At 75.2% G+C, this 24,753-nt stretch carries 28 protein-coding genes and 1 pseudogene; 11 read left to right on the plus strand and 18 right to left on the minus strand.

The annotated features are described in order from the left end of the window. Positions 1 to 81: 81 nt before the first annotated feature. On the minus strand, positions 82 to 576 hold the full coding sequence (locus tag ACWIX6_RS19140) for a hypothetical protein (RefSeq protein ID WP_448614022.1): 495 nt from the start codon (positions 574 to 576) through the stop codon (positions 82 to 84). Positions 577 to 717: 141 nt separating this feature from the next. Between ACWIX6_RS19140 and ACWIX6_RS19145 the strand changes: the two genes are divergently transcribed. Beyond that, positions 718 to 2,160 (plus strand): hypothetical protein, encoded by a 1,443-nt coding sequence (locus tag ACWIX6_RS19145; RefSeq protein ID WP_448614023.1) that lies wholly within the window; start codon positions 718 to 720, stop codon positions 2,158 to 2,160. On the opposite strand, the gene ACWIX6_RS19150 is transcribed toward ACWIX6_RS19145, so the two are convergent. The 8 genes from ACWIX6_RS19150 to ACWIX6_RS19185 form a co-directional block, all read right to left on the minus strand. Then, a complete protein-coding gene (locus ACWIX6_RS19150; protein ID WP_448614024.1) occupies positions 2,075 to 2,848 on the minus strand; it encodes a glycosyltransferase in 774 nt (257 codons plus the stop codon). The two genes, ACWIX6_RS19145 and ACWIX6_RS19150, sit on opposite strands and share 86 nt — an antisense overlap. Then, a complete protein-coding gene (locus tag ACWIX6_RS19155; RefSeq protein ID WP_448614025.1) occupies positions 2,845 to 3,720 on the minus strand; it encodes an NAD-dependent epimerase/dehydratase family protein in 876 nt (291 codons plus the stop codon). The genes ACWIX6_RS19150 and ACWIX6_RS19155 overlap by 4 nt, the downstream gene beginning before the upstream one ends. Further along, entirely contained in the window at positions 3,717 to 4,550 is an 834-nt protein-coding gene (locus tag ACWIX6_RS19160) for an aldolase/citrate lyase family protein (protein ID WP_448614026.1), read from the minus strand. Before ACWIX6_RS19160 ends, ACWIX6_RS19155 begins: the two co-directional genes overlap by 4 nt. Positions 4,551 to 4,610: 60 nt before the next feature. Further along, positions 4,611 to 5,675: an ABC transporter ATP-binding protein gene (locus tag ACWIX6_RS19165; RefSeq protein WP_448614027.1), complete on the minus strand. Its 1,065-nt coding sequence runs from the start codon at positions 5,673 to 5,675 to the stop codon at positions 4,611 to 4,613. Then, complete coding sequence (locus tag ACWIX6_RS19170; protein ID WP_448614028.1) at positions 5,672 to 7,174, minus strand: ABC transporter permease; 1,503 nt, start codon at positions 7,172 to 7,174, stop codon at positions 5,672 to 5,674. Before ACWIX6_RS19170 ends, ACWIX6_RS19165 begins: the two co-directional genes overlap by 4 nt. Positions 7,175 to 7,269: 95 nt before the next feature. Further along, positions 7,270 to 8,292 carry an iron ABC transporter substrate-binding protein gene (locus tag ACWIX6_RS19175; RefSeq protein ID WP_448614029.1) on the minus strand — a complete coding sequence of 341 codons (1,023 nt, stop codon included), beginning with the start codon at positions 8,290 to 8,292 and terminating at the stop codon, positions 7,270 to 7,272. A gap of 102 nt (positions 8,293 to 8,394) precedes the next feature. Then, positions 8,395 to 9,141 (minus strand): FAD-binding oxidoreductase, encoded by a 747-nt coding sequence (locus tag ACWIX6_RS19180; protein ID WP_448614030.1) that lies wholly within the window; start codon positions 9,139 to 9,141, stop codon positions 8,395 to 8,397. Further along, complete coding sequence (locus ACWIX6_RS19185; RefSeq protein ID WP_448614031.1) at positions 9,134 to 9,745, minus strand: sulfite oxidase-like oxidoreductase; 612 nt, start codon at positions 9,743 to 9,745, stop codon at positions 9,134 to 9,136. Before ACWIX6_RS19185 ends, ACWIX6_RS19180 begins: the two co-directional genes overlap by 8 nt. 182 nt (positions 9,746 to 9,927) lie before the next feature. On the opposite strand from ACWIX6_RS19185, the gene ACWIX6_RS19190 reads away from it, so the two are divergent. Genes ACWIX6_RS19190 through ACWIX6_RS19200 form a run of 3 tightly spaced genes read left to right on the plus strand, consistent with a single transcriptional unit; the run spans position 9,928 to position 13,354 of the window. After that, the gene (locus ACWIX6_RS19190; RefSeq protein ID WP_448614032.1) at positions 9,928 to 10,641 is read left to right on the plus strand and encodes a succinate dehydrogenase cytochrome b subunit; all 714 of its coding nucleotides are present in this window, start codon (positions 9,928 to 9,930) and stop codon (positions 10,639 to 10,641) included. 14 nt (positions 10,642 to 10,655) lie between these two features. Then, positions 10,656 to 12,602 carry a fumarate reductase/succinate dehydrogenase flavoprotein subunit gene (locus tag ACWIX6_RS19195; protein WP_448614033.1) on the plus strand — a complete coding sequence of 649 codons (1,947 nt, stop codon included), beginning with the start codon at positions 10,656 to 10,658 and terminating at the stop codon, positions 12,600 to 12,602. Continuing rightward, entirely contained in the window at positions 12,599 to 13,354 is a 756-nt protein-coding gene (locus ACWIX6_RS19200; protein ID WP_448614034.1) for a succinate dehydrogenase/fumarate reductase iron-sulfur subunit, read from the plus strand. The genes ACWIX6_RS19195 and ACWIX6_RS19200 overlap by 4 nt, the downstream gene beginning before the upstream one ends. 103 nt (positions 13,355 to 13,457) lie before the next feature. On the opposite strand, the gene ACWIX6_RS19205 is transcribed toward ACWIX6_RS19200, so the two are convergent. The 3 genes from ACWIX6_RS19205 to ACWIX6_RS19215 all read right to left on the minus strand — a co-directional run bounded on the left by ACWIX6_RS19205 (position 13,458) and on the right by ACWIX6_RS19215 (position 14,431). Then, positions 13,458 to 13,613: an EAL domain-containing protein gene (locus ACWIX6_RS19205; RefSeq protein WP_448614035.1), complete on the minus strand. Its 156-nt coding sequence runs from the start codon at positions 13,611 to 13,613 to the stop codon at positions 13,458 to 13,460. A 6-nt stretch (positions 13,614 to 13,619) separates the two neighbouring features. After that, a complete protein-coding gene (locus ACWIX6_RS19210; protein WP_448614036.1) occupies positions 13,620 to 13,793 on the minus strand; it encodes a hypothetical protein in 174 nt (57 codons plus the stop codon). 83 nt (positions 13,794 to 13,876) lie between these two features. Next, the gene (locus ACWIX6_RS19215; protein WP_448614037.1) at positions 13,877 to 14,431 is read right to left on the minus strand and encodes a nucleotidyltransferase; all 555 of its coding nucleotides are present in this window, start codon (positions 14,429 to 14,431) and stop codon (positions 13,877 to 13,879) included. A gap of 65 nt (positions 14,432 to 14,496) precedes the next feature. On the opposite strand from ACWIX6_RS19215, the gene ACWIX6_RS19220 reads away from it, so the two are divergent. After that, entirely contained in the window at positions 14,497 to 15,324 is an 828-nt protein-coding gene (locus ACWIX6_RS19220) for an endonuclease/exonuclease/phosphatase family protein (RefSeq protein ID WP_448614038.1), read from the plus strand. 68 nt (positions 15,325 to 15,392) lie between these two features. Here the strand turns inward: ACWIX6_RS19220 and ACWIX6_RS19225 are convergent, their stop codons facing one another. The 4 genes from ACWIX6_RS19225 to ACWIX6_RS19240 form a co-directional block, all read right to left on the minus strand. Beyond that, entirely contained in the window at positions 15,393 to 15,998 is a 606-nt protein-coding gene (locus tag ACWIX6_RS19225) for a GDSL-type esterase/lipase family protein (RefSeq protein ID WP_448614039.1), read from the minus strand. Between the two features lie 78 nt (positions 15,999 to 16,076). Beyond that, entirely contained in the window at positions 16,077 to 16,220 is a 144-nt protein-coding gene (locus ACWIX6_RS19230) for a hypothetical protein (RefSeq protein WP_448614040.1), read from the minus strand. Positions 16,221 to 16,258: 38 nt separating this feature from the next. Further along, positions 16,259 to 17,248 carry an LLM class flavin-dependent oxidoreductase gene (locus tag ACWIX6_RS19235; RefSeq protein ID WP_448614041.1) on the minus strand — a complete coding sequence of 330 codons (990 nt, stop codon included), beginning with the start codon at positions 17,246 to 17,248 and terminating at the stop codon, positions 16,259 to 16,261. Between the two features lie 88 nt (positions 17,249 to 17,336). Further along, on the minus strand, positions 17,337 to 18,080 hold the full coding sequence (locus ACWIX6_RS19240; RefSeq protein ID WP_448614042.1) for a hypothetical protein: 744 nt from the start codon (positions 18,078 to 18,080) through the stop codon (positions 17,337 to 17,339). 1,166 nt (positions 18,081 to 19,246) lie between these two features. Between ACWIX6_RS19240 and ACWIX6_RS19245 the strand changes: the two are divergent. The 3 genes and pseudogenes from ACWIX6_RS19245 (at position 19,247) to ACWIX6_RS19255 (ending at position 21,098) form a co-directional block, all read left to right on the plus strand. Continuing rightward, a pseudogene (locus ACWIX6_RS19245) lies at positions 19,247 to 19,623 on the plus strand (C40 family peptidase). Between the two features lie 79 nt (positions 19,624 to 19,702). After that, positions 19,703 to 20,026, plus strand: coding sequence for a hypothetical protein (locus ACWIX6_RS19250; RefSeq protein ID WP_448614043.1), 324 nt, complete (start codon positions 19,703 to 19,705; stop codon positions 20,024 to 20,026). A gap of 97 nt (positions 20,027 to 20,123) precedes the next feature. After that, on the plus strand, positions 20,124 to 21,098 hold the full coding sequence (locus ACWIX6_RS19255) for a metallophosphoesterase family protein (RefSeq protein ID WP_448614044.1): 975 nt from the start codon (positions 20,124 to 20,126) through the stop codon (positions 21,096 to 21,098). 19 nt (positions 21,099 to 21,117) lie between these two features. On the opposite strand, the gene ACWIX6_RS19260 is transcribed toward ACWIX6_RS19255, so the two are convergent. Then, positions 21,118 to 21,729, minus strand: a complete 612-nt coding sequence (locus ACWIX6_RS19260) for a hypothetical protein (protein ID WP_448614045.1) — start codon at positions 21,727 to 21,729, stop codon at positions 21,118 to 21,120. A gap of 144 nt (positions 21,730 to 21,873) precedes the next feature. Between ACWIX6_RS19260 and ACWIX6_RS19265 the strand changes: the two genes are divergently transcribed. Beyond that, complete coding sequence (locus ACWIX6_RS19265; protein ID WP_448614046.1) at positions 21,874 to 22,605, plus strand: GAF and ANTAR domain-containing protein; 732 nt, start codon at positions 21,874 to 21,876, stop codon at positions 22,603 to 22,605. 99 nt (positions 22,606 to 22,704) lie between these two features. On the opposite strand, the gene ACWIX6_RS19270 is transcribed toward ACWIX6_RS19265, so the two are convergent. Further along, positions 22,705 to 23,433: a glutamine amidotransferase gene (locus tag ACWIX6_RS19270; protein ID WP_448614047.1), complete on the minus strand. Its 729-nt coding sequence runs from the start codon at positions 23,431 to 23,433 to the stop codon at positions 22,705 to 22,707. A gap of 122 nt (positions 23,434 to 23,555) precedes the next feature. On the opposite strand from ACWIX6_RS19270, the gene ACWIX6_RS19275 reads away from it, so the two are divergent. Then, on the plus strand, positions 23,556 to 23,780 hold the full coding sequence (locus ACWIX6_RS19275; RefSeq protein WP_448614048.1) for a hypothetical protein: 225 nt from the start codon (positions 23,556 to 23,558) through the stop codon (positions 23,778 to 23,780). A 41-nt stretch (positions 23,781 to 23,821) separates the two neighbouring features. Then, positions 23,822 to 24,742 carry a DUF5996 family protein gene (locus tag ACWIX6_RS19280; RefSeq protein WP_448614049.1) on the plus strand — a complete coding sequence of 307 codons (921 nt, stop codon included), beginning with the start codon at positions 23,822 to 23,824 and terminating at the stop codon, positions 24,740 to 24,742. The last annotated feature ends 11 nt before the right edge of the window (positions 24,743 to 24,753 follow it).

A 24,753-nucleotide genomic window follows, 5' to 3' on the forward strand; every position in this document is an offset into this window, starting at 1 on the left:
CGGCGTCCGCACCCGGTCCACCCGCCGCCGGACCGAGCCGCTCGCCCGGCGGGCCGCCCCCGGCGGCCGTGGGCCGCCCCGTCAGCCCCCGTCTGGTCGGGTGGCTGCGACGGCCGGCACGACCTCGTCGATGAAGCCCAGCTTGGCGGTGTACTGCTGGTAGAGCTGCACCGCGTCCTCCACGGGCAGCTGGCCGAACTCGAGCAGCAGGGCGAGGCCCTCGAGCTCGCCGTCCACCGCCTCGGCGGTGCTGAGCCGGACCGCGGCGTCGTGGGACTTGCCGAGGTTGGTGAGCACCGCGGCGGCCACCGAGACCAGCATCGCCAACAGGCAGAGCACCCGCCAGACCACCGAGTCCGCGGCCAGCCCGAGCCGCGTCGACACGGACTCGGCGAAGCCCTCCCCGCCGGCCGCCGGGCCCACTGTGAAGACGGCGGACAGCGAGGTCAGCACGACGACGATGTTGGCCCGCCGGCGGGTCCGCGGGCCGAACCGCCGGATGTGCGCCTGCACGGTCGCCCGCTTGGCGGCGATCCTCGCCAGCAGGTCACCGCGGACGTCGCTGCCCTGGACCATGGCACTCCCCCAGGCTGAGGTTCGGCGCTGTCGGAGCGTAGTCCCGGCACGGAGTGCCCCGGAAGGTCGCGAGGTCGACGGCGACCGGCGTCCGGCGGGACGGCGGCAGGCATCGGACGGAGTGAGGTTAGGCTCTCCGAAGTGTCCACGACCGTCCGTCCCCGCAGCCGGACGGACGCCGCCGTCCCCGCGGCCGCGCCGGCCGGCTGGTCGCGCTGGGAGCTGGCCGGCCCGCTCCTGCTGCTGACCCTCGGCACGGTCCTGCTGCTCCCGGGGCACGGCCTGTGGTTCGACGAGCTCTTCACCGCCGAGGTGTCCCGCCGTCCCCTGGGCACGATCTTCACCGCCGTCGTCGAGGGGCGGGGGACGACGAGCTATCTGGCCGACGTCCCGCCGTCCTACAACGCGCCCTACTACGTGGTGACCTGGGCCTGGGGGACGCTGCCGGGGCTGGGCGGGGACACGTCCCTGCGCGTGCTGTCCCTGCTGGCGACCGCGGGCGGGCTGGCGCTGGTCACCCGGTCGGTGAGCCGGCTGGCCGGCACCGCGACCGGCGTGCTGGCCGGGGTGGTCGCCGCCTGCAGCCCGCTGCTGCTGGAGCAGTCCGTGGAGGCGCGCAGCTACGGGCTGGCCGTGCTGGCCACCGGCGGGACACTGCTCGGGCTGACCCGCTGGCTGCAGGACCCGGCGCGCGGCCGGCTGCTGTTCGGCCTGGCCGGCGCCGGGATGGGCCTGGCGCACTGGTACGCCGGGACGGTGCTGGCCGCCTTCGTGGTGGCGGCGCTGCTCCTGCGGGGACGCCGGGCGCTGCCCGTCGCGGTCACCGGCGTGCTGGCCGGGCTGCCGACGCTGGCACTGATCGGGGTCAACCTGGCCAACGGAACCGGCGGGCGCAACGCCGAGCACCTGCGCGACACCGGCGGCGAGCTCGCCGAGCTGGCCGCGGAGGCCTGGGCGGGCGGCCGCGGACCGGCGCTGTACCTGACCATCGGCCTGGCGCTGGTCGGCGCGCTGCGGGCCCGCGGGGTCCGCGTCGTGGGCGCGGCCTGGGTGCTGGTGCCGCTGGCGCTGCTCGTCGCGGCCGAGCAGCTGCGCCCGGTGTACCACCCCCGGTACCTGCTGGTCGGGCTGATCGGCCTCGGCGTGCTGGCCGCGGCCGGTGCGTGCTCCCTGCCGCGGGAGGCCCGCGGCCCGGTGGCGGCGCTGCTCGTGGCGTTCTGCCTGCTGTCCGCCGCCCCCCTCGCCGAGCGGCAGCCCCGCGAGCGGTCCGACGAGCTGGTGGCGCTGCTGGCCCGGCTGCACCGGCCCGGGGAGCCGGTCGTCGCCGCCGACCAGCGGTCGGCCACCGGGCTGGACCACTACGTGCGGACCTCCGCGCCGCAGCTGCGCCCCGACGTCGTGCTCCCGCCCGAGGACCCCCCCGGCGGCGCGGACCGCGTCTGGCTGGTGCGCCGGCTGATCGACGGCGAGGCGGTGCCGACCGACGACGACGCCGCGCTCACCGGCGCGGGGCTGTCCCCCACCGAGCGGTACGAGTTCCCCGCCGGCAGGACCGACCTGCTGCTGCAGCGATGGGACCGCTAGGCAGCTGGGACGGCTGGGCGCGGTGCCGGGCCGCCCAGGCCAGTGACCGGGCGGACTGGACGATGCGGGCCCGGCCGGTCCAGGCCGACTCCCCCACGGTCCGGACGTCGCGGGCCACCGGGACGCTGGTGACCGGCTGCCCGGAGGTGCCGACGGCCAGCACCACGCTGGGCGCCCCAGCGCCGAGCACGGCGGCGCGCACCGCCGGCCCCATCGCCAGGAAGGCGCCGGCGTCGGGTGGGAGGCCGGTGAGCCGGCCGGCCAGCCACCGGTGCGCGTTGCCGGTGACCCGGCGTGACAGCGACTCGTAGCGCCCGCGGCGGCCGGCGAACACGGCGCCGACGTCCCCGGCGGCCAGCCGGTCCAGCAGCAGCGGGAGGGCCTCGGGCGGGTCCTGCAGGTCGGCGTCCAGGCACACCCAGGCGGCGGCGTCCGGCTCGTCGGCCAGGCCGCGGGTGAGGGCGGCGTGCTGGCCGACGTTGCGGTCCAGGACGGTGACCGCGATCCGCGGCTCGGACCGGGCCAGCCCGCGCGCCACGGTCGCGCTGTCGTCCGGGGAGGCGTCCACCACCAGCCGCAGCCGCCAGTCCCGGCCCCGCAGCGTGCCGGCCAGCCGCTCGGCGAGCGGGCGCAGCGTGGCGGCGTTGCGGTACACCGGAACGACGACGGCCACTCGGCCCGCGGTCACGGCGCCACCCCGACCGGGGCCGGCGTAGCCGCCCAGGTGCGGGCGAGGCCCTCGGCGAGGGTCACGGTCGGCGCCCAGCCGAGCAGCCGGGCCGCGGCCGAGGGGTCGCAGACCCAGTCGGCGGTGTCCCAGGACCGGCCGGGGTGCGCCCCGGGGGCCGTGTGGACCGGCCGGCCGGTCACCTCGGCGGCGGTGGCGACCAGCTCCTCGGTGCTGGTCTGCCTGCCGGTGCCGATGTTGAGCACCGCGCCCGGCGCCAGGTCGTCGGCCAGGGCGGCCCGCACGCAGGCGTCCACCACGTCCCCGACCCAGACCCAGTCCCGCCGGCTGATTTGCGCCGGGAGCGGCACCACGCCGCCGGTGGACGCGGCCCGCAGCACCGTGGGCACCAGCCGGGTCGCGTGGTCGCCCGGGCCGTACACCTGGAAGGCCCGCAGCACCGCCGCGCGCACACCGCGCTCGGCGGCGGCGGCCTGCAGCAGCAGGGAGCCCGCGGCCTTGGTGGCGCCGAAGAAGCCGCGGGGGCGCAGGGCGGCGTCCTCGGTGAGCGGGTGCGGCGCGGCGGCGTACTCGGTGGAGGAGCCCAGCCGGACGACGGCGCGGCACCGGTCGGGCAGCGCGTCGACCAGCCAGGGGCTGGTGTTCACCGCGGTCGTGGCGGCCCGCTCGGCGGCGGTGGCCTTGGCCCGCCCGGCGGCGAGGGAGAAGACGACGTCGGGGTCGGCCGCCGCCACCGCGGCGGCCCCGGCCCGCGGGTCGGCCAGGTCGACCGAGGCCCGGGTGAGCGCGACGACGTCCCAGCCGTCGGCCGTGAGCCGGTCGACCAGGTGCCGGCCGACGAAGCCCCCGGCGCCGGTGACCAGGGCCCTCATGCCGGCTGGGGCACCGCGGCGCCGACCGTCACCGGCGTGGCGGGCACCAGGCGCCGTCCCGGCCGGCCGGCGTCCACCGCGGCGACGAACGCCGCCCGGTCGGCGGCGGCCTGAGCGGCGGTCGCCGCGCGCAGGTCCGCCAGGGCGGCGAGCATCCGCGGCACCTCGACGTGGGGGTCCCGGCCGGCCATGTCGGCGTGGAAGGAGCGGCGCAGGAAGGTGAAGTCGGTGCGCAGCCGGACGAGCTCGGCGGCCAGCAGCCGGGTGGGCACCGGGGAGCCGCCACCGGGCAGGGTCAGCCCGGCGACCCCGAACGGCATCCGGACGTGCGCCCGGACGCCGCTCACGGTCCCGTCGACCAGCGGCCGGAACAGCTCGTCGGACCGGCGGTCGATGCGCAGGTCGTTGAGGCCGACGTAGACCCGGCTCAGCGGACGGGCGGCGAGCTCGGCGGCCCGGTCGACCGCCGACTGGGTCTCGACCAGGATGCCCAGCCCGCAGCGCCCGGCCACCAGCTCCAGGGTGCGGTCGACCTCGTCCGCGTCGCGGACCATCGGCAGCAGGACCTCGTCGGCGCCGCAGCGCAGCGCCTCCTCGACCTCCCCGGCGGTCCAGGGCCCGAAGCCGTTGACCCGGCACAGCACCCGGCCGTCGGTGGCGGCCCGGACCCGCCGCAGGTCCGCGGGTGTGTCGTTGTTGATCTGGGTGCCCTCCCCCCGCTGGCGGCGGGCCTTGCCGCGCCGTTCCCAGTCCACGACGATGCCGGCCGCCCCGGCGGCGACGACGTCGTGGGCGCAGTCGGGGTCCACGGTGAAGACGAGAAGATCCACGCAGGTGAGCTTAGGCACACCTAACTGAACGCCGTGAACCGGCCCTGCCGCGGGCAGCTCTCAGGGCGCGGCGACCGGCTCCCGCGCCGCGGCAGCGGCCACCGGGAAGGCCAGGCCGGCACCGGTCACGGAGACGGCCACCCGCTGGCCGCCCGCGGGCAGGTCGGCACCGTCCAGCCGGGCGGCGACCTGCAGCCCCGCCGGCAGGTCGACCAGCACCCGGGCGTCGTGGCCGTAGAAGTCCACGCTGTGCACCACCCCGACGGTCGCGCCGTCGACCGGGCTGCCCAGCCGCAGCTGCTCGGGGCGCAGCATCACCCGCGCCGGCCCGTCCGGGCACCCGGGCACCGGGACCGCACCCAGCGCGCACTCCGCCGTCCCGGCGCGCACGTCGCCGTGCAGCACCACGGCGTCCCCGACGAACGCGGCGGTGTCCAGGTCGCCGGGGCGGCGGTAGAGCGTCTGCGGGTCGGCCAGCTGCACCAGCCGGCCGCCGCGCATCACCGCGACCTGGTCGGCCATCGACAGCGCCTCGGCCTGGTCGTGGGTGACCAGCACCGCGGTGGCCCCGGTGGCGCGCAGTGCCTCGGCGACCGCGCGGCGGGTCTCCTCCCGCAGCGAGGCGTCCAGGGACGAGAACGGCTCGTCCAGCAGCACGAGCGAGGGCCGCGGGGCGAGCGCACGCGCCAGCGCCACCCGCTGCTGCTGACCGCCGGAGAGCTGGTGGGGGTGCCGGTCGGCCAGGGCAGCGTCCAGGCCGACCACCGCCAGCAGCTCGGAGACCCGGCCGAGGTCCCGGCGCTCCCGCCGCGGCAGCCCGAACGTGACGTTGCCGGCCACCGTCAGGTGCGGGAACAGCCCGCCCTCCTGCGGGACGAACCCGATGCCGCGCCGGCGCGCGGGGACCGTGCGCCCACCCCCGGAGACGACGGTGCCGCCGAGGACGACCGTGCCGGCGTCCGGCTCCTCGAAGCCGGCGATCAGTCGCAGCAGCGTGGTCTTGCCGCACCCGGAGGGGCCCAGCAGGGCGGTCAGGCCGTGGCTGGGCACGGTGAGGTCGATGCCGGCCAGCACCGGGGTCGACCCGAAGGACTTGGTCAGCTGCTGGACGGTCAGGGAGCTCATGTCGTCAGACCTCGTCGGGCGTCGCGGGAGAGCAGCACCGTGACCGGTGCCGAGAGCAGGACCATCAGCAGGGCGTACGGCGCTGCGGCGCTGTACTCCAGCGCGCTGCTCGCCGACCAGAACGCCGTGGCCAGCGTGGCCGTTCCGGTGGGCGCCAGCAGCAGCGTCGCGGTCAGCTCGGTGACGACCGCGAGGAAGACCAGCGCCGCCCCCGCGCCGAGGCCGGGGGCCAGCAGCGGGAGGGTGACCCGGACCAGCCGGTCCGGGCCCGAGGAGCCGAGGGAGGCCGCGACGTCGTCGTAGACCCGCGGCGACTGCTCCACCGCCGCCCGGACGTTCACCAGGGCCCGCGGCAGGAACAGCACCGCGTAGGCGGCCAGCAGCACCGGCGTGGTCTGGTACAGCCACGGCGTGGCCCGGATGCTGATGGTCACCAGGGCCAGGGCGACGACGATGCCGGGCACCGAGCTGCCCAGGTAGGTGCTGCGCTCCAGCAGCGTGGACACCCGCCCGCGGGCCCGGATCGCCAGCCAGCCGGTCGGCAGCGCCAGCGCGGTCGTGGCCAGCGCGGCGGTGGCCGCCAGCGCCAGCGTCGTCCCGGCCGTGCCGGCCAGCCGGGCGAGGTCCAGGCTCGCGGTGGTGTCGCGCACCAGCCAGTAGGTGACACCGGCCAGCGGCACCACCAGGGCCAGGCCCACCAGGGCGGCCAGCCCGAGGACGGCGGGACCGGTGCACCACCCCAGCGGCACCGGGCGCGGCGGACGGGCGGCCCCTGCGCCGGTGCGTGCGTACCCCGCCCGGCCGCGCAGCCGCAGCTCGGCCAGCAGCAGCAGCAGGCAGAGCAGCACCAGCACCCCGGCCAGCATGGTGGCCCCGGGACCGTTGAACGTCGCCCGGTACTGGTCGTAGATCGCCGTGGTGAAGGTCGGGAAGCGGAGCATCTGCAGGGCACCGAACTCGGCCAGCAGGTGCAGCGCCACCAGCAGGCTGCCGCCGAGCACGGCCACCCGCAGCTGCGGCAGCTGCACCCGCCAGAACACCGCGCCGTGCCCCAGCCCGAGCCCCCGGGCGGTCTCCTCCAGCGCGGGGTCCAGACCGCGGAAGGACGCCGCGACCGGCAGGTACACGAACGGGAAGTAGGACAGCGTGACCACCAGCAGCGCCCCGGCGTAGGTGTCCAGCCAGGGCAGCAGGGAGATCCAGGCGTAGCTGTTCACGAAGGCCGGCACCGCCAGCGGCGCGACCAGCAGCACGTGCCACAGCCGGCGGACCGGGACCGAGGACCGCTCCACCAGCCAGGCGGCGCCCACCCCCAGGACGACGCAGCAGGCCACGGTGCCGGCGCACAGCCGGACGGTGTTCCACAGCAGGTCGGCCACCCGGTCGCGGAGGACCAGCTCCCGGACACCGGTCCAGCCGACGTCGACCGTGTAGACGGCGATGTAGCCCAGCGGCAGCAGCGCCAGCGCCGCCACCGCCGCGGCCAGCAGGAAGGTCACCGGGGACCGGCGCAGCCGGCCCCCGGCGCGCGCGGACGGGCCCCGGGTCGCCGGCGGTGCCGGCGTCCCGGGGCCTGCAGCCGCCGCCGGTGCGCTCAGAGCAGCCCGACCTCCTGCATCAGCTCGGTCACCGTCTGCTGATCCAGGGACCCCGGGTCCACGTCGGGGGCCTGGAGCTCCTCCAGCGGGGGCAGCACCTCGGCCGAGGCCACCCCGGCGCCGACCGCGTACTCCAGCGCGGAGCTGTCGGCCAGCCGCTCCTGCGCCGCCGGGCTGGTCAGGTAGGCGACCAGCTGCTGGGCCGCCTCCGGCTGGTCGGAGGAGGCCAGGACACCGGCGCCGGAGACGCTGAGGAACGCGCCCGGGTCCTGGTTGCGGAAGTAGTGCAGCGCGGCGTCGTCGCTCTGCAGGCCCTGCTCGGCCTGGTCGCGGTACCAGTAGTAGTGGTACATGACGCCGGCGTCGATCTCGCCCTCGTCGGCGGCCTTCATGACGGCGGTGTTGCTCTGGTAGACGTCGGCGTTGCGCTCCAGCCCGGCCAGCCAGGTGCGGGTCTCCTCCTCGCCGCGCAGGGCCAGGACACCGGCCACGATCGCCTGGAAGTCCGCGCCGCCGGCGGCGATGCCGATCCGCCCCTCCCACTCCGGGCCGGCCAGGTCGAGGATCGAGGCCGGGAGCTCCGCGGCGGGCAGCACCGAGGGGTTGTGCACCAGCACGGTGGAGCGGGCCGCGAACCCGGTCCAGTTGCCCGACCCGGGCCGGTAGGGCTCCCCGACCTGCTCCAGCGTCGCGGCGTCCAGTGGTGCCAGCAGCCCCTCGCGGTCCAGCACGTCGATCGACGGGCTGTTCTCGGTGAGGAACACGTCGGCCGGGGAGGCCTCGCCCTCCTGCACGATCTGGTTGGCCAGCTCCGCGTCGTTGGCGTCCCGGAACTCCAGCTCGATGCCGGTCTCGTCGGTGAAGCCCTCGACCATCGTGCGGACGAGGCTCTCGTGCTGGGCGCTGTACACGGTGAGCGTCTCGGCCGCGGCGGCGTCGTCCGCGCCGCACCCGGCCAGCACGCCGGCGAGGCTGAGGGCGACGGTCGCAGTGGCGGTGGCGCGCCCGGGCCAGGTCACGGTGGGTCCTCCAGGGAGATGATGAGGCAAGGCACACCTAAGCACGGTGGCGGCGACAACGGTAGCCGCCCCCGTCCGGGCCCCGGCGGGGTCCCCCGGGCCTCAAACCGGGGGCACCGGCTCCCCGGACGCGCCGAACCGCTCCACCCGGACGGACGCCGGCGGCACGCCCATGCCCACCAGCAGCTGGCTCGCCGCCTCGGCGAAGGGGGTCGACCCGCAGACGAACGCGGTCTGGCCCGGCTCCCACAGCGGCAGCAGGTCCACGGCGGTCAGCCGGGCGGCCGGCCGGATGCCGTGCGCCTCCCGGGTGGTCACCACCAGCGCACCGGCCGCGCGCAGCTCGTCGGCGTAGGGCAGCTCGGCCAGCGTCCGGCTGGAGACGGCGATCCGGAGCAGGTCCAGCCGGTCCAGGGCACGGGCGTGCCGGACCATCGCCACCAGGGGGACGACGCCGCTCCCGCCGCCCACCAGCAGGGCCGGCTCCTCCCCCTCCCACACGAACCAGCCGCCGATCGGGCCGCGGACGTCTAGCACGTCGCCGGGCTGCACCACGTCGGCCAGGTAGGTGGACACCTCGCCGTCGTCCAGCCGCTCGACGAACAGCTCGACCAGCGGGTCACCCGGGGCCGAGGCGACCGAGTACGACCGCTGGGCGGTGTAGCCGTCCTCCGCGCTGAGCCGGACGACGTAGTGCTGACCGGGCAGGTGGTCGACCCGGTCGGCGACGTCCAGGCGCAGCTGCACCGACCGGGCCAGCGGACGGCGCACCCCGGCCACCGTCGCCGTCCGCCACCCCCCGGCCGGGGCGCGCAACCGCCGGCCCGGCGGGCTGCCGGGACTAGTCACCCTGGTAGCGCTGCTGACGCCACGGGTCCCCGCGGTCGTGGTAGCCGTTCTGCTCCCAGAAGCCGGGCTGGTCGCGCTCCAGCAGGGTGATCCGGCTGATCCACTTGGCGCTCTTCCAGAAGTACAGGTGCGGCACCAGCATCCGCACCGGGCCGCCGTGCTCGACCGGCAGCGGCTTGCCGTCGTACTCCCACACCAGCCACGCCTTGCCGCCGGTCACGTCCTCCAGCGGGAGGTTGGTGGTGTAGCCGGTCTTCGACGTGGCCATCACGAACCGGCCCTCAGCGGTGGGCCGGGCGACCTCGAGCAGCGAGTCGACGCTGATCCCGCCGAAGTGGGTGTCGAACTTCGACCAGGTGGTGACGCAGTGGATGTCGCCGCGGTACTCGGCGGCCGGCAGCCGGTGGGCCTCCTCCCAGCTCCAGGTGGTCGGGTTCTCCACCTTGCCGTCGACGGTGATGCTCCAGGTCTCCGGGCTGATCCGCGGCGTGGGCTCGGCGGTCAGCACCGGCCAGTCCGCTCCGGCGTCGTACTGGCCGGGGGGCAGCCGGGGGTCCCGGGGAGCCCGGCTGCGACCGAGGAAACCTCGGGTGGGTCCTGCCACGTCGTCGTCCTCTCCTGCGGCCGCTCATGGGGGTCGCGTCCCCCGTCGCGAGGGCGCGCCGTCCCGATGATCCCCTGCCGGGCGACGCCACGGGCAACCGGGCGGAGAGGGTCGCCTTACATGAGACGTGTCACGGTGCGTTCACCTGGGTGTTGGCTGGGCAGTGGACGTACCTTGGGCCAGTGGCGACAGTGACGACGCAGCAGCCGGCCCAGCGCAGGGCCACCTCGACCGGGCGGTTCTCGAACTCGGTCGTCAAGAAGGTCATCATGGCGGTCACCGGGCTGATCATGATCGCCTACCTGGTCGCCCACGCGATCGGCAACCTGCACGTGTTCGAGGGCGCCGAGTCGTTCAACGAGTACTCGGAGTGGATCCGCCACGTCGGGGAGCCGGCGGTCCCCCCGCAGACGGTCCTGACGATCGTCCGCGTCGTGCTCCTGGTGTCGGTGGTCGCGCACTTCTGGGCCGCGATCTCGCTGTGGCGGCAGGCCCGGCGCGCCCGGCCGGTGCGCTACGTGACCAAGAAGCGGGTGCAGCAGAGCTTCGCCTCCCGCACCGTCCGCTACGGCAGTCTGATCATCCTGCTGTTCATCATCTGGCACATCCTCGACCTCACCGTCGGTTCGGTGAACCCGGTCGGCACGGACTCGACGCCCTACGACCGGCTGATCGCCAGCTTCTCCAACCCGTTCATCACGCTGTTCTACGTGGTGGCCCTCGTCCTGCTGGGCTGGCACCTGCGGCACGGGATCTTCGCCGCGACTCAGACGCTGGGACAGACCAACCGCCGCCGCGAGCGCATCGTGAACGTGTTCGCCACGGTCTTCTCGACCGTCCTCATCGCCGGCTTCCTGGTGACCCCGGTGGCCGTCTTCTTCGGACTCGTGGGCTGAGACAGGAGCACCTGATGACACTCGAACTCTTCACCGAGGGCCACCCGATCACCGACACAGCCGCGCCCACCGACGTCCCCATCGGGGAACGCTGGGAGGAGCGCAAGTTCCGCGCCCGGCTGGTCAACCCGGCCAACCGCCGCAAGCTGTCGGTGATCATCGTCGGCACCGGCCTGGCCGGCGGCTCGGCCGCCGCGACGCTGGCCGAGGCCGGCTACCGGGTCAAGTCCTTCTGGTTCCAGGACAGCCCGCGGCGGGCGCACAGCGTCGCGGCGCAAGGCGGCATCAACGCGGCGAAGAACTACCGCAACGACGGCGACAGCGTCCACCGGCTGTTCTACGACACGGTCAAGGGCGGCGACTTCCGCGCCCGGGAGAACAACGTGCACCGGCTGGCCGAGGTCAGCACCAACATCATCGACCAGTGCGTCGCCCAGGGCGTGCCGTTCGCCCGCGAGTACGGCGGCCTGCTGGACAACCGGTCCTTCGGTGGCACGCAGGTGTCGCGCACCTTCTACGCCCGCGGCCAGACCGGCCAGCAGCTGCTCTACGGCGCCTACCAGGCCCTGGAGCGGCAGATCGGCCTCGGCAACGTCGAGACCCACCCGCGCACCGAGATGCTTGACCTGATCGTCGTCGACGGCCGGGCCCGCGGCATCGTGGCCCGCGACCTGATCACGGGGAAGATCAGCTCGCACTTCGCCGACGCGGTGGTGCTGGCCAGCGGCGGGTACAGCAACGTCTTCTACCTGTCCACCAACGCCAAGGGCTCCAACGCCACGGCGATCTGGCGGGCGCACAAGAAGGGCGCGCTGTTCGCCAACCCCTGCTACACCCAGATCCACCCGACGTGCATCCCGGTGCACGGCGAGTACCAGTCCAAGCTCACGCTGATGAGCGAGTCGCTGCGCAACGACGGGCGGGTGTGGGTGCCCAAGGAGCGCGGCGACGAGCGCGCTGCCATGGACATCCCCGAGGAGGAGCGCGACTACTTCCTCGAGCGCAAGTACCCGGCGTTCGGGAACCTGGTCCCCCGCGACATCGCCTCGCGGCAGGCCAAGAACGTCTGCGACGAGGGCCGGGGCGTCGGGCCCAACGGGCTCGGGGTGTACCTGGACTTCGCCGAGGCCATCGCGCGGCTGGGCCGCCCGGCGGTCGAGGCCAAGTACGGCAACCTCTTCGACATGTACGCCCAGATCACCGGCGAGGACCCGTACTCCACGCCGATGCGGATCTACCCCGCCGTGCACTACACGATGGGCGGACTGTGGGTCGACTACGACCTGCAGTCCTCGATCCCGGGCATGTTCGTGATCGGGGAGGCCAACTTCTCCGACCACGGTGCGAACCGGCTGGGTGCCAGCGCCCTCATGCAGGGCCTGGCCGACGGCTACTTCGTGCTGCCGAACACGATCGCCAACTACCTCGCCGACGGTCCCTTCCCCAAGGTCGACGAGACCCACCCGGCCGCGGTGGAGGCGCAGGAGGCCGTCGCGGCCCAGACGGCGAAGCTGCTGTCGATCAACGGGACCCGGACGGTGGCCTCGTTCCACCGCGAGCTGGGCCGGCTGATGTGGGACCTGTGCGGCATGGAGCGCTCGGAGGAGAGCCTGCGCAAGGCGCTGGACCGGATCCCCGAGATCAAGCAGGAGTTCTGGACCAACGTGAAGGTCTCCGGCGAGCAGGGGACCTTCAACCAGAACCTGGAGCACGCCGGCCGGGTCGCGGACTTCATCGAGCTGGCCGAGCTCATGTGCGTCGACGCGCTGCACCGCAACGAGAGCTGCGGTGGCCACTTCCGCGCCGAGAGCCAGACGCCTGAGGGTGAGGCGCTGCGTGACGACGAGAACTTCGCCTACGTCGCCGCGTGGGAGTACACCCCGGATGGCACCCCGCCGGTGCTGCACCGTGAGGACCTCGTCTACGAGTACGTCCACCTGGCACAGCGGAGTTACACGTGAACCTGACCCTGCGGGTCTGGCGGCAGGTCAACCCGGCCGTCAAGGGCAAGATGGTGAGCTACCACGTCACCGACGTCTCGCCCGACATGTCCTTCCTCGAGATGCTCGACGTGCTCAACGAGCAGCTCATCCTCAGCGACGACGACCCGATCGCCTTCGACCACGACTGCCGTGAGGGCATCTGCGGCTCCTGCGGGCTGATGATCGACGGCATCGCGCACGGCCCGGGGCAGACCACCGTCTGCCAGCTGCACATGCGGTCCTTCAAGGACGGCGACGTCATCGACGTCGAGCCGTGGCGGTCCGGCGGGTTCCCGGTGATCAAGGACCTCGCGGTCGACCGGTCGGCCTTCGACCGGATCATCTCCGCGGGCGGCTTCATCAGCGTGCCCACCGGCACCGCCCCGGAGGCCCACGCGGTGCCGGTGCCTAAGAAGGACGCCGACGCGGCGTTCGACGCGGCCACCTGCATCGGCTGCGGCGCCTGCGTCGCGGCCTGTCCCAACGGGTCGGCCATGCTGTTCACCGCGGCCAAGGTGTCCCACCTGGGGCTGCTGCCGCAGGGCCAGCCCGAGCGCGACGCCCGGGTGCTCAAGATGGTCGCCCAGCAGGACGCCGAGGACTTCGGCGGCTGCAGCAACATCGGCGAGTGCTCCGCCGTGTGCCCCAAGGGCATCTCGATGGAGACGATCTCCCGGCTGAACCACGACCTGCTCGGTGCCCTCCGAGCCGGCGGGGTCCCGGCCTCCTGACGAAGGACCTCCCTGCCCCCGCCGCTCGCACGCTCGCGGCGGGACCCTGCAGGGAGGCCGGACGGGCCGGTACCCATGTCGGGTGCCGGCCCGTTCGCCGTCCTCAGGCGGTCAGGACCGCCGCGCGGGCGCGCAGCCAGGCGTGCAGCTGGTCGGGCGGCAGCGGGCGGCTGACGTGGTAGCCCTGCACCACGTCGCAGTCCAGGGCGGTGAGCTCGTCGATCGTCTGCTGGTCCTCGACGCCCTCGGCCACCAGCACCAGTCCCTACCCACCGGGGACCAGCAGTCCGGTGGAACCGCCCAGCCCGAGAGCGGGGGCCGCCGTCAGCAGCACGTAGGCGCTGACGAGGACGGTGCTGACCCCGCGGAGCACGCGCAGACGCCGGTCGACCGGCAGGCGGTCGGACGCCCGGCGGCGGTCGGCTGTGGGCCATGACATGGGAGATGTGTCGGACGGACGTGCCGCGACCTCGACCGCGGCGCCGGCGCCCGGTGTGGACCTCCCCCGTCCAGGTGAGGCGCTCAGCCTCCGCTGATGCCCAGCCGGTCGGTGAGGAAGAGGAACGCCGCGGCGAAGTCGTTGCCCTCGACCTCGCGGCGCAGCCGCTCCCAGTCCAGCTGCTCCCGGACCGCGCGGGCGTGCGGCAGCAGGGACCCGAAGTCGCAGTAGTGCTCGGTCATCGAGCGCAGCTTGCTCGACAGCAGGTCGGTGGCCGGCAGCACCGGGAGCCGGATGCCGAGCAGGTCCATCTCCGTGGAGCGCTCGAGCAGCGCGGCGTCCACCGGCTCGCCCACGATGCGGTGCAGCACGTCGACGACGACGCCGTCCAGCGCTGCCTTGAACAGCCAGTCCTCCGGCGGGCGCTCGATCTCGAGGCCCGCCGCGGCCAGCACGGCGGCGGCCTGCTCGGTGTCGGGCTCGGCGACGACGAAGTCCACGTCGTTCTCCGACTCCGGCGCCCCGTGCGCCCACAGGGCGTAGCCGCCGGCGAGCGCGAAGGGGACACCGTCGGCCTTGAGCGCCGAGGCGGTGCGCTTGAGCGCCGTGCGGAGCGATTCGCGGAACTCGGCGGTCACCGGGGCTCCCGGGATGTCGGCGGCGGGGTCGGGTGTGCGGCTACCCGGACGGGTAGCGCTCACGCGTGCGCCTCGCGACCTTCAACATCCTGCACGGCCGGTCCCTGGTCGACGACCGGGTGGACCTCGACCGGTTCGCCGGCGCGGTCGCCGACCTCGACGCCGACGTGCTGGCCCTGCAGGAGGTGGACCGGGACCAGCCGCGCTCGCACCTGGCGGACCTCACGGCGGTCGCGGCCGACGCGATGGGTGCGGTCGCGCACCGGTTCGTGGCGGCCGTCGCAGGCACGCCCGGCGCCACCTGGATGGCGGCCACCGGCGAGGAGCAGCCCGGGACGGCGGCCTACGGCATCGCGCTGCTGTCCCGTCTCCCGGTGTCCAGCTGGCAGGTGGTCCGGCTGCCGACCGTGCCGTTCCGCTTCCCGCTGTGGCTGCGCGACCCCCGCAAGGTGATCGTGGTGCGCGAGGAGCCGCGGACGGCGGTGGTGGCGGTCGTGGAGACCCCGCACGGTCCGCTGACGGTGGTCAACACCCATCTGTCGTTCGTGCCCGGGTGGAACCGGGTGCAACTGCGCCGGTTGCGTCGCGACCTGACGGCGTTCCCGGGGCCGCTGGTCCTGGTGGGCGACCTGAACATGACCCCGCCCGCCCCGGCGACGGTCACCGGCTACCGGACGCTGGCCGCCGAACCGACGTTCCCGGTGCACACCCCGGACCGGCAGCTGGACCACGTGCTGCTGCGCGGGGAGTTCGGCGCCGTCCGGGCCGCGGAGTCCCGGGCGATGCCGCTGTCGGACCACCGGGCGCTGCTGGTCGACCTCGACCCGGCGGACGAAGGACCCCGTCCTCCTCACCCCTCGCAAGCTCGGGGCGAGCCTCGGGACGGGGCCTGACCGCTGCCGGCCCCGCTGCAGGGACCCGTGACGAGCGTGCGAGTCGCGGGGGGCAGCGGGGTCCTCGCTCAGGCGGCGTCGGCCTCCCGGCGGGCGGCGAGCTCGAGCAGGTGCGGGGCCAGCGCGTCGGCGACCAGCGCGTAGCCGGCCGACGAGGGGTGGAAGCGGTCGGCGGAGAACAGCGCCGGGTCGGCCTCGAAGGCCCGGGACAGCGCCGCGGAGACGGGCGCGACGACGGCGCCTGCCGCCTCGGCGACCGCGGTCTGCCGGGCGCGCAGCCCGTCAGAGACCGCGGCCACCAGCGGTCGCAGCGCCGGGGGCACCCAGGCGACCGAGGACAGGTCGGGAGTGGGCACGACGAGCACCTCGGCCCCGTGGGCGCGCAGCTCGCGCACCGCGGCGCCGAGCGCGCCGGCGGCGGTCGCCGGGGGCACCTGGCGGGTCAGGTCGTTCGCGCCCACCACGAGCAGCGCCAGGTCGGCCGGCGCGGCCCGGCGGACCTGGGCGGCCAGGTCCAGCGAGGTGGAGCCGGGGACGGCGACCACGGTCAGCTGCGCCGGGTGGCCGGCGTCCGCCAGCGCCCGGGTGAGCCGGGCGCCGAGGGTGTCGGCCGGCCGTGCGGCACCGGTGCCGGAGGCCAGGGAGTCACCGAGGACGAGGAAGCGGAGCGTCACACCGGGTACAACGACCCTGCGCCCGACGCTGTGCCGTGCCGCGCTGTGACGTCGACCGGATGCCGCGGCCGGCCGGGGTCAGCAGCCGACGGCGAGGGCCGCGGCGTGGCCGGGCAGCGGCACCGCCGCGGTGCGCATCGGCAGCAGCCCGCCCGCGGGGACGCGGACGGGCGCGACCGCAGCCTCGGCGTCCATCACGAAGCTGCGCAGGTCGCGGGCCATGCCCTCTCCGCCACCCTCCCCGACGGGGCCACCGGGGGCTACGCCCGCACGGTCTCCATCGCCTCGGCGAGCAGGGTGACCGACCGCAGCCGCTCCTCGGTGGTCGGCGACTGGTGGGCGACGATCAGCTCGTCGGCGTCGGCCAGCCGGCGGAAGTCCGCCAGGGCGGAACGCACCTCGGCGGGCGTGCCCAGCGCGGTGTGGGTCAGCATCGAGTCGACGTGCGCACCGGCCCCCTGGGACAGCAGCAGGTCGGCCTCCTCGTCGGTGAAGCTGCGGCCCCGGCCGAACAGGCCGGTGGCCAGCGTCCGGCGCACCGCGCCGAAGGCGTCCCGCGCCGCGGCGGTGGTGTCCGCGGCGATGACGTTCACCCCGGCGATGACGTAGGGCTCGTCGAGCTGCTCGGAGGGCCGGAACTCCCGCCGGTAGAGGGCGACGGCGGTCTCGAGCGCCTGCGGCGCGAAGTGCGAGGCGAACGCGTACGGCAGGCCGAGGGCGGCGGCGAGCTGCGCCCCGAACGTGGAGGAGCCCAGGATGTACAGCGGCACGTCCGACCCCTTGCCCGGGACGGCGTCCACCCCGGGCACCCGGGTGCGGCCGACCAGGTAGCCCTGCAGCTCCAGCACGTCCTGCGGGAACGAGTCGGCGGAGTTCGGGTCGCGGCGCAGCGCGTACATGGTGTTCTGGTCCGACCCGGGCGCGCGGCCCAGGCCCAGGTCGATCCGGCCGGGGTACATCGCGTCGAGCGTGCCGAACTGCTCGGCGATGGTCAGCGGCGAGTGGTTGGGCAGCATGACCCCGCCCGCGCCGAGCCGGATCCGGTCGGTCCGGGCGCCGACGTGCGCGATCAGCACGCTCGTCGCCGAGGAGGCGATGCGGGCCATGTTGTGGTGCTCGGCGTACCAGACGCGCCGGTAGCCGTGCTCCTCCGCACGCTGGGCGAGCGCGACGCTGGCGGCGATGCTGTCGCTCACGGACTGGCCGCGCAGGATCGGCGCGAGGTCGAGGACGGACAGCGGGATGCTCATGGGACAGGCCTTCCGGGTCGGTTGCCCGGTGCAACCCGGTCGCGCCCGCAGGCCTTCCCCGCCTCCCCGGCCGGCCCCGGAAGCCGGCTCAGCCCTGCTCCGCGCACCAGTCCTCGAGCCGGTCGCGGGCGTCCCGCCAGGCCTCGGCGTCCTCCTCGGACAGGTCCGCGACGGTGGCCAGCCCGTCCCGCAGGGCCGCGGTCTCCGCCATCGCCGCCCCGGCGGCCGCCGCCAGCCCGGGCGCGGCCCGGGCCGCCTCGCGGGCCCGGTCCATCGCCGCCGTCATGTCGGCTCCGGCGGCGGCCCGGTCGCCGCCGCTGGGACCGTCCTCGGCCAGCGCCTGGACCTCGTACCGGATGACCGCGTCGGTGAGCTCCTCCTCGACGGCGTCGCAGGCCAGCGACGTGGCGCTGGGCGGCGTGGTCGGAGCGCCGAAGGGCGCCGGGACGGCGGGCGCCGCGTCCTCCGGGGCACTGCCCTTGGGCACGGGGGCGGGGTCCGGGCGCGCCGGCGCCGGGTCAGGTGGCGCAGGGGCCGGGTCGGGCGGCGCGGGAGCGGGGTCCGGCGCAGCCGGGGTGGGGTCGGGCGATGCGGGCGTGGGGTCGGGCGCCGCGGGCGTGGCCACCGGGGTCGGGCTGGACCCGGGCTGGGCGGTGACGGTGGCGGGAACGCTCGCCGGCGCCGCCTGACCGACCGGCTCGGTCTCCGCCTCCAGCTGCAGCCGGGTGCACCCGGACAGCAGCACCAGGGCCGCGGCCGCCGTCCCGACCACCACCCGGGCGACCGTCCCGCAGCGGACCTCCCGGCGGCCGGCCGGCGCTGGACTGGACACCCCTGCAGCCTCTCAGCTGGAGGCGCGTCCCGCTCGCCCGTGGTCCGGGCCCGCGGCGCCCCTCGGGACCGCCGTCGCCGGCGGTGAGGGCATCACCTCCTCAAGTCCTTCGCCGTTCGGGTCGATCACTGCACCAGCGCACCACGGACGGTGCGCGGGCGGGTCGGCACCGGCGCACCAGGACGGCGCGCCGGACACGCGAGGAGTCGGGTACGTGGGCAACGAGGTCGTGGGGACCGAGGTCGGCACGCACGGTGGGGCCGGGACGGCGGACGGCGGCACGGACGGCGCGCCGGGCGGCCGGGGTGCTGTTCGCGGCGACGGTCTGCCTGGGCGTCGCACCGGCCACAGCCTCGGCCACGCCGACCACACCGTCCGACGCCGAGATCAGCGCCGCCCAGCAGACGAAGGACGCCGCCGCAGAGCGGGTGGGGGTCCTCGCGGGGCAGCTGGCCGGCGCCCAGGCCGAGCTCGACGCTGCCCGCGCCGCCTCCGCCATCGCGCTGGACGGCTTCCAGGCCACCCAGGCCGAGTACGAGGCCGCCGCGGTCGCCGCGACGGCCGCCACCGACGAGGCCCGGCGGGCCGACGCTGAGCTCGCCGACGCCCGCGCCCAGGTCGCTGCGTTCGCCCGGCTCAGCTACGTGCAGGGCAGCACCACGACCGGCATGTCCGCGGTGCTGGGCGCCGGTGGCCCCGCGCAGGTGCTGGAGCGGGTCGCCCTGCTCGACGCCGCCGGACGCTCCGAGGTCGACGTCCTGGCCCAGGTCACCGCAGCCCAGCAGGAGGCCGCCGCCGCCGACGCGGCCGCGCGCACGGCCCTGGCCGCCGCCGACGCACTGCAGCAGGAGGCGGCGGCCGCGCTGGCCGCCGCGGAGCGACTGGAGGCCGACGCCCGGTCGCAGGCCGCGGCGCTGGACGCGCAGCGGTCGGCGGTCCAGGCCGAGCTCGACTCGGCGCAGCTGATGCTGCTCGGCCTCGAGGGCGCCCGCGCGGCCGCCGAGGAGCACGGCCGGCAACGGGCCGCCGAGGCGGCGACCGCCCAGCGGCTCCAGGAGGAGTCCCGGGCGCAGGCGGCGGCCGCACCCGCGCCGGCCCCCGCCGTCCGTTCGACGCCCGCCGGCGCCGGCTCCGCGTCGGCGGCGCAGACCGCGATCGACGCCGGCATGCGCTGGATCGGCACCCGCTACGCCTGGGGCGGCGGCTCCCTGACCGGGCCCAGCCTGGGATGGGGCATCGACGACGGCGTCGTCGGCTTCGACTGCTCGGGACTGACCGGGTACGCCTACGCCCAGGCCGGCATCTCGATCCCCGCAACAGCCGGGCGCAGTACGCCGCCCTGCCGAAGGTGGCCCGCTCCGCCCTGCAGGCCGGTGACCTGGTGTTCTGGGCGACCGACACGGCCGACCCGGCGACCATCCACCACGTGGCGGTCTACCTGGGCGGCGACCGGATGCTCGAGGCACCGCAGTCCGGGTCGTCGGTCCGGGTGACCTCGATGCGCTGGTCGGGCTACATCGGCGCGGTACGCCCGAGCGCCTGACCCCGGGACGGCGACGGGCCGGACCGCCCCCTCGCGCGCCTCACGGAGCGTGTGCGAACAGTCTCATAGAGTCCGCACCGTGGCTGACCAGGTGCTGACGTCGGCGCTGCGGGACCCGCTCGCGGTGGAGTTCGCCCACGCCGGCGGCTGGCTCCCCGGCGTCCTGCTCGGCTGGCGGCACGACGGTCCCGACGTCTGCCGGCTGCGCGTCCAGTGCGTCGTCGGCGGTCTGCGGCACACCCTCTGGATGTCCCTGGCCGACCTGCGGCTCCCGGCCCCGACCGCGGCCTCCCCCGTTGACGAGGTGCTGTCCTGGCCCCGCCGTCCGGTCGGACCCTCCACCGGCCGGCCGCGCCCGCGGACCGGCTCGTCGACCGGGGAGCGACCGCTCAGCACCGTCTGAGCGCTCCCCGGTCCTCCCGCTCGGCCACGGCGTCGGCTCCGCGGCTGGCCGGTCGAGGCTCCCGGGCCCCGCCCCGGGCACAGGGCACGATGGGGCCATGAGCGAACCGCGTCAGCAGGGTCCCCGGAGGAGGTCGCGGACGGTCGTGTGGATCGCGGTCGCGACGGTGCTGCTGGCCGTGGCGGCCCTGGTCGTCGTGCTCACCAGGCCGGGTCTCCTCGGGGGCGAGGAGCAGCCGAGCGGCGGGCTGGTGGTCGCGGCCGCCGGGGACATAGCCTGCGACGTGGACGGGAACGTCGACGAGAACTCCTGCCAGCACGAGGCGACCAGTGACGTCGTGCTGGACATGGACCCCGACGTCGTCCTCGCCCTGGGCGACCTGCAGTACCCCAGTGGGGGGCTGGAGGACTTCGAGGAGTCCTACGACCCGACCTGGGGCCGGTTCAAGGACATCACCCGCCCGGTCCCCGGCAACCACGAGCTCGGCAAGAGCGAGGGCACCGGCTACTACGGGTACTTCGGGGAGACCGCCGGCGAGCGCGACAAGGGCTGGTACTCCTTCGACGCGGGCGGGTGGCACTTCGTGGCCCTCAACAGCGAGTGCGACGACGACTGCCTGGACAAGGACGGCGAACAGCGGACCTGGCTCGCCGAGGACCTGGCCGCGAGCGACGCCCCGTGCACGCTCGCGTTCTTCCACCGGCCGAGGTTCTCCTCCGACGAGCAGCACGGCGACAGCCGGCGGGTCAAGCGGGTGTGGGAGCAGCTGGACGAGGCCGGCGTGGACCTCGTGCTGACCGCCCACTCGCACTCCTACGAGCGGTTCGGCCCCCTGGACGCCGACGGGAACGCCGACCCCGACGGGATCCCGTCCTTCGTGGTGGGCACCGGCGGCAAGAGCCTCTACGACCGGACCGAGGCCCGGGAGCACTCGGAGGCCTGGAACAACGACACCTTCGGCGTCCTCCAGCTGAACCTGCACGAGAGCAGCTACGACTGGCAGTTCGTCCGCGCCGCCGGAGGGGACTTCGAGGACGTCGGGTCCGCCGACTGCGCCAACCCGGGTTCCTGACCCGGGCCGGCGGGGCGGGTCAGCGGCTCTGCAGCGCGTCCAGCGCCACGGCCATCGACGCCGCGACCCGGAAGTCCAGCCGGACGTCCGGGACGGTGACCGCGTACCGGTCGCGGATGGCCTTCTGCCGCTCGCTGACCATGACCACCGCTCCGCTGGCCCGGTCGACGAAGTCGAAGTGGAAGACGAACGGCACCCAGACGTCGCCGACGTAGGGAAGCAGCGTCCACACCCGGCGCAGGACGGCGATCACCGGACGGCGCTCCCGGCCCACGGCGCTCAGCGTCGGGGTGTCGAGGTTCCAGGTGGAGCGGATCAGGCTGGCGCCGAACTCCTTCTTGAACATGCCCAGCGGCATGCCGTACTCGTCGTAGACGTCGTGCTCGGCGGAGACGTCCAGACGCTGGCGGGCCTTGAAGGAGAAGACCCGGCGGTTCCTCGACTCGTCGGCGTAGAAGACCACCTCCTCCTTGAGCTTCATCCGCTTCTGCTCGGCGAGGGCCATCAGCTGGCCCTCGGTGCCGTCGGGGTTCGCGGCGCGGATCTCGTACCGGTTGACCATGACGGTGATCCGCTGCTTGACGAAGAAGGCGGGCACGACCATCGCGGCCGGCGGTGGGGGCAGGGTCACGGCGGGCTCCTGGGGCGGTCGGACGCGGGCGGACGACCATCCTCGCGCAGCTCGCGTCGCCACGGTGGGCCGGGTCGGGCGTCGCCGACGCCCGTGCGCCGAGCCCCGTACTGTCCGGTGCACGTGGTGAGGAGGTGACCGGCCATGACGAACGACGAGACGTCGACGACCGGCCTCGGCCAGGCGCTGGACCAGTTGGCCCTGCTCAACCTGCCCGCGCACTCCACCGGACAGCTGCTGCAGGCGGTGGTCGACCTGTCCGTGACCGTGCTGCCGGGTGACCCCGATGCCTCCATCTCCGTCCTGGCGATGAGGCGGGCGACCACGGTCGCGACCTCGGGGGCGCTGGCGACCGAGCTGGACGAGGAGCAGTACGCCGAGGGCCAGGGTCCCTGCCTGACCGCGGCGCGCACCGGCGAGCTGATCGAGATCACCGACACCCGCACCGACACCCGCTGGCCGGAGTACGCGCGGCGGGCCGCCGAGCACGGGAACTACAGCTCGATCTCGGTGCCGATGCGGCTGGACGACCAGCTGTGCGCCGCGCTCAACGTCTACGCCCGCGAGCCGGCCGCCTTCGACGAGTCGGGCCGGGACGCGGTGGTCCGGTTCGGGGAGCACGCGGCGGTCGCGGTGGGCAACCGGTACCTGTACGAGGACGCCCGCGGCCTGGCGGCGAACCTGGAGGTCGCGGCGCGTTCCCGCGCCGTCATCGACCAGGCCAAGGGGATCCTGATGGAGCGGCACCGGCTGGGCGCGGACGCGGCCTTCCAGGCGCTGGCCGCCGCCTCCATGCAGGCGAACCGCAAGCTCCGCGACGTCGCCGACGAGCTGGTGACCACCGGCGCCCTGCCCGGCACCCCGCCCCGCCGCTGAGCCCGCGGGGCCCTCCCGCGCTCCTCCGGGCTCGAGCCCGCGCGCCTCCCCGGCTCGAGCACGGGGGCCCTGGGGGACGGCGGGGTGCGTCCGCAGTCGTCAGGCGTACCGGGCCACGAAGTTCGCCAGCACCCGGGCCGGCTCGGTGACCACCGCGGAGCTCAGGCGGGTGACGAGGTCGTCGAGCTCGGCGGGCGGGAAGTAGCCGGCGTGCTGGTAGACCCGGGCCCTGGTCACGACGCCGGGGACATCGAGCTCGGGGTGGAACTGGGTGGCGTAGACGTTCCGCCCGACCCGGAACATCTGCACCGGGCAGGCCGGCGAGGACGCCAGCAGCACCGCCGTCGGCGGCAGCACCCGGCATGCCTCCTTGTGGCCGACGAGCGCGTCGAACCGCTCGGGCAGCCCGGCCAGCACCGGGTCCGCCCGACCGGCCGGGGTGAGGGTGATCGGCACGCAGGAGACCGGCTCGCCGTGCGTGCGGTCCACGACCCCGCCCTGGTGGACGCCCAGGGTCCCGATCCCGTAGCAGGCGCCGAAGAAGGGCAGGTCCCGGGCGACGACCTCGTCGAGCAGCGCGCCCAGTTCCGCCTCGACCCGGCGCTGGACCGGCGACTTGTCCTCCGCCGGGTCGCTGGAGTTGAACGGTCCGCCGCCCAGCAGGACGCCCGACCAGTCGTCGAGGTCCAGCGGGGGCAGTGGCGCGGCCTCCAGCCGGATGCGGTGCAGCTCGTCGGCGGTCAGTCCGGTGGCCCGGAGGAAGGCGGCGTACTCGTCGTCCGCGGCGTCGTCCTCGGCGCGGGAGCCCAGCAGGAGGAACGGCCGCACGGCGCGATGCTATGCCGGTACGGGCGGGGACCGACGGACGGGCGGGTCTGCTGTGACGGACCGTCCCGGCCGCACGGCGGTGGTCGTCGTCACGGGCGGACCTCCGTGCCTACCGTCGACAGATGCAACCACAGCAGAGCCGGCCAGCCGCCGCCCCGACCGACCGCACCCCCGGCCCGGACCGGGTCCGGCACCTCCACCTGGTGGCGGCGGCCCGCGCCAACGCCGTGCGGCCCACCAGCGAGCGGCAGGTCGCCGACATCGTGCGGGTCACCGTCGACGACGAGGTGGACACCGGCACCTTCCGGGCCATCGTCCTCGACGTCACCAAGGACGTCCTGGGCTGACCGGGTGCGCGGCCGCCCGTCCGGGCTGCCAGCATCCCGGCATGGACGACGACCGCTCCCCCGCCGACGGACCCGGCCCCTGGCCCGCGCTGCCGCTGGACCAGTGGCAGGACACCCGGGACACGCTGCACCTGTGGACCCAGGTGGTCGGCAAGCTCCGGCTGGCCCTCGCGCCCGCGGTCAACCACTGGTGGCACGTGCCGCTGTACGTCGACGCCCGGGGGCTGACCACCTCGCTGATGCCCGTCGGGACGAGGGGCCTGGAGGTGGCGTTCGACCTGACCGACCACCGGCTGTTGCTGCTGACCACCGACGGGGCGCGCCGCACGATGGCGCTGGAGCCGCGCAGCGTGGCCGACTTCGCCGCCGAGTTCTCCGGCCACCTGGCCGCTCTCGGCGTGGACGTGCCGATGAACGGCACGCCGGTCGAGGTGGCCGAGGCGATCCCCTTCGCCGACGACCACGAGCACGCCAGCTACGACGCCGACGCCGTCCACCGGTTCTGGCTCTCCCTGGTGGGCGCGCACCGGGTGCTCAGCCGGTTCCGGGGCGAGTTCCGCGGCAAGGCCAGCCCGGTGCACTTCTTCTGGGGCGCCTTCGACCTCACCACCACCCGGTTCTCCGGCCGGGCCGCGGCCCCGCACCCCGGCGGCGTGCCCAACTGCCCGGACTGGGTGATGACCGAGGCCTACAGCGAGGAGGTCTCCAGCTGCGGGTACTGGCCCGGAGGCGCCGCCGAGGGTGTGTTCTACGCCTACAGCTACCCCGAGCCGGCCGGCTACCGCACGCACCCGGTCGCACCGGCCGAGGCGTCGTTCGATGCGGGGCTGGGCGAGTTCGTGCTGCCCTACGCCGACGTCCGCACGGCGGCCGACCCCGACGACGCACTGCTCCGCTTCCTCCGCTCCACCCATGAGGCGGCGGCCGTCACCGCCCGGTGGCCGGCGCCGCTGGGCGGCTGACCGGGCCCCGC

This window comes from Modestobacter sp. URMC 112, assembly GCF_053502575.1.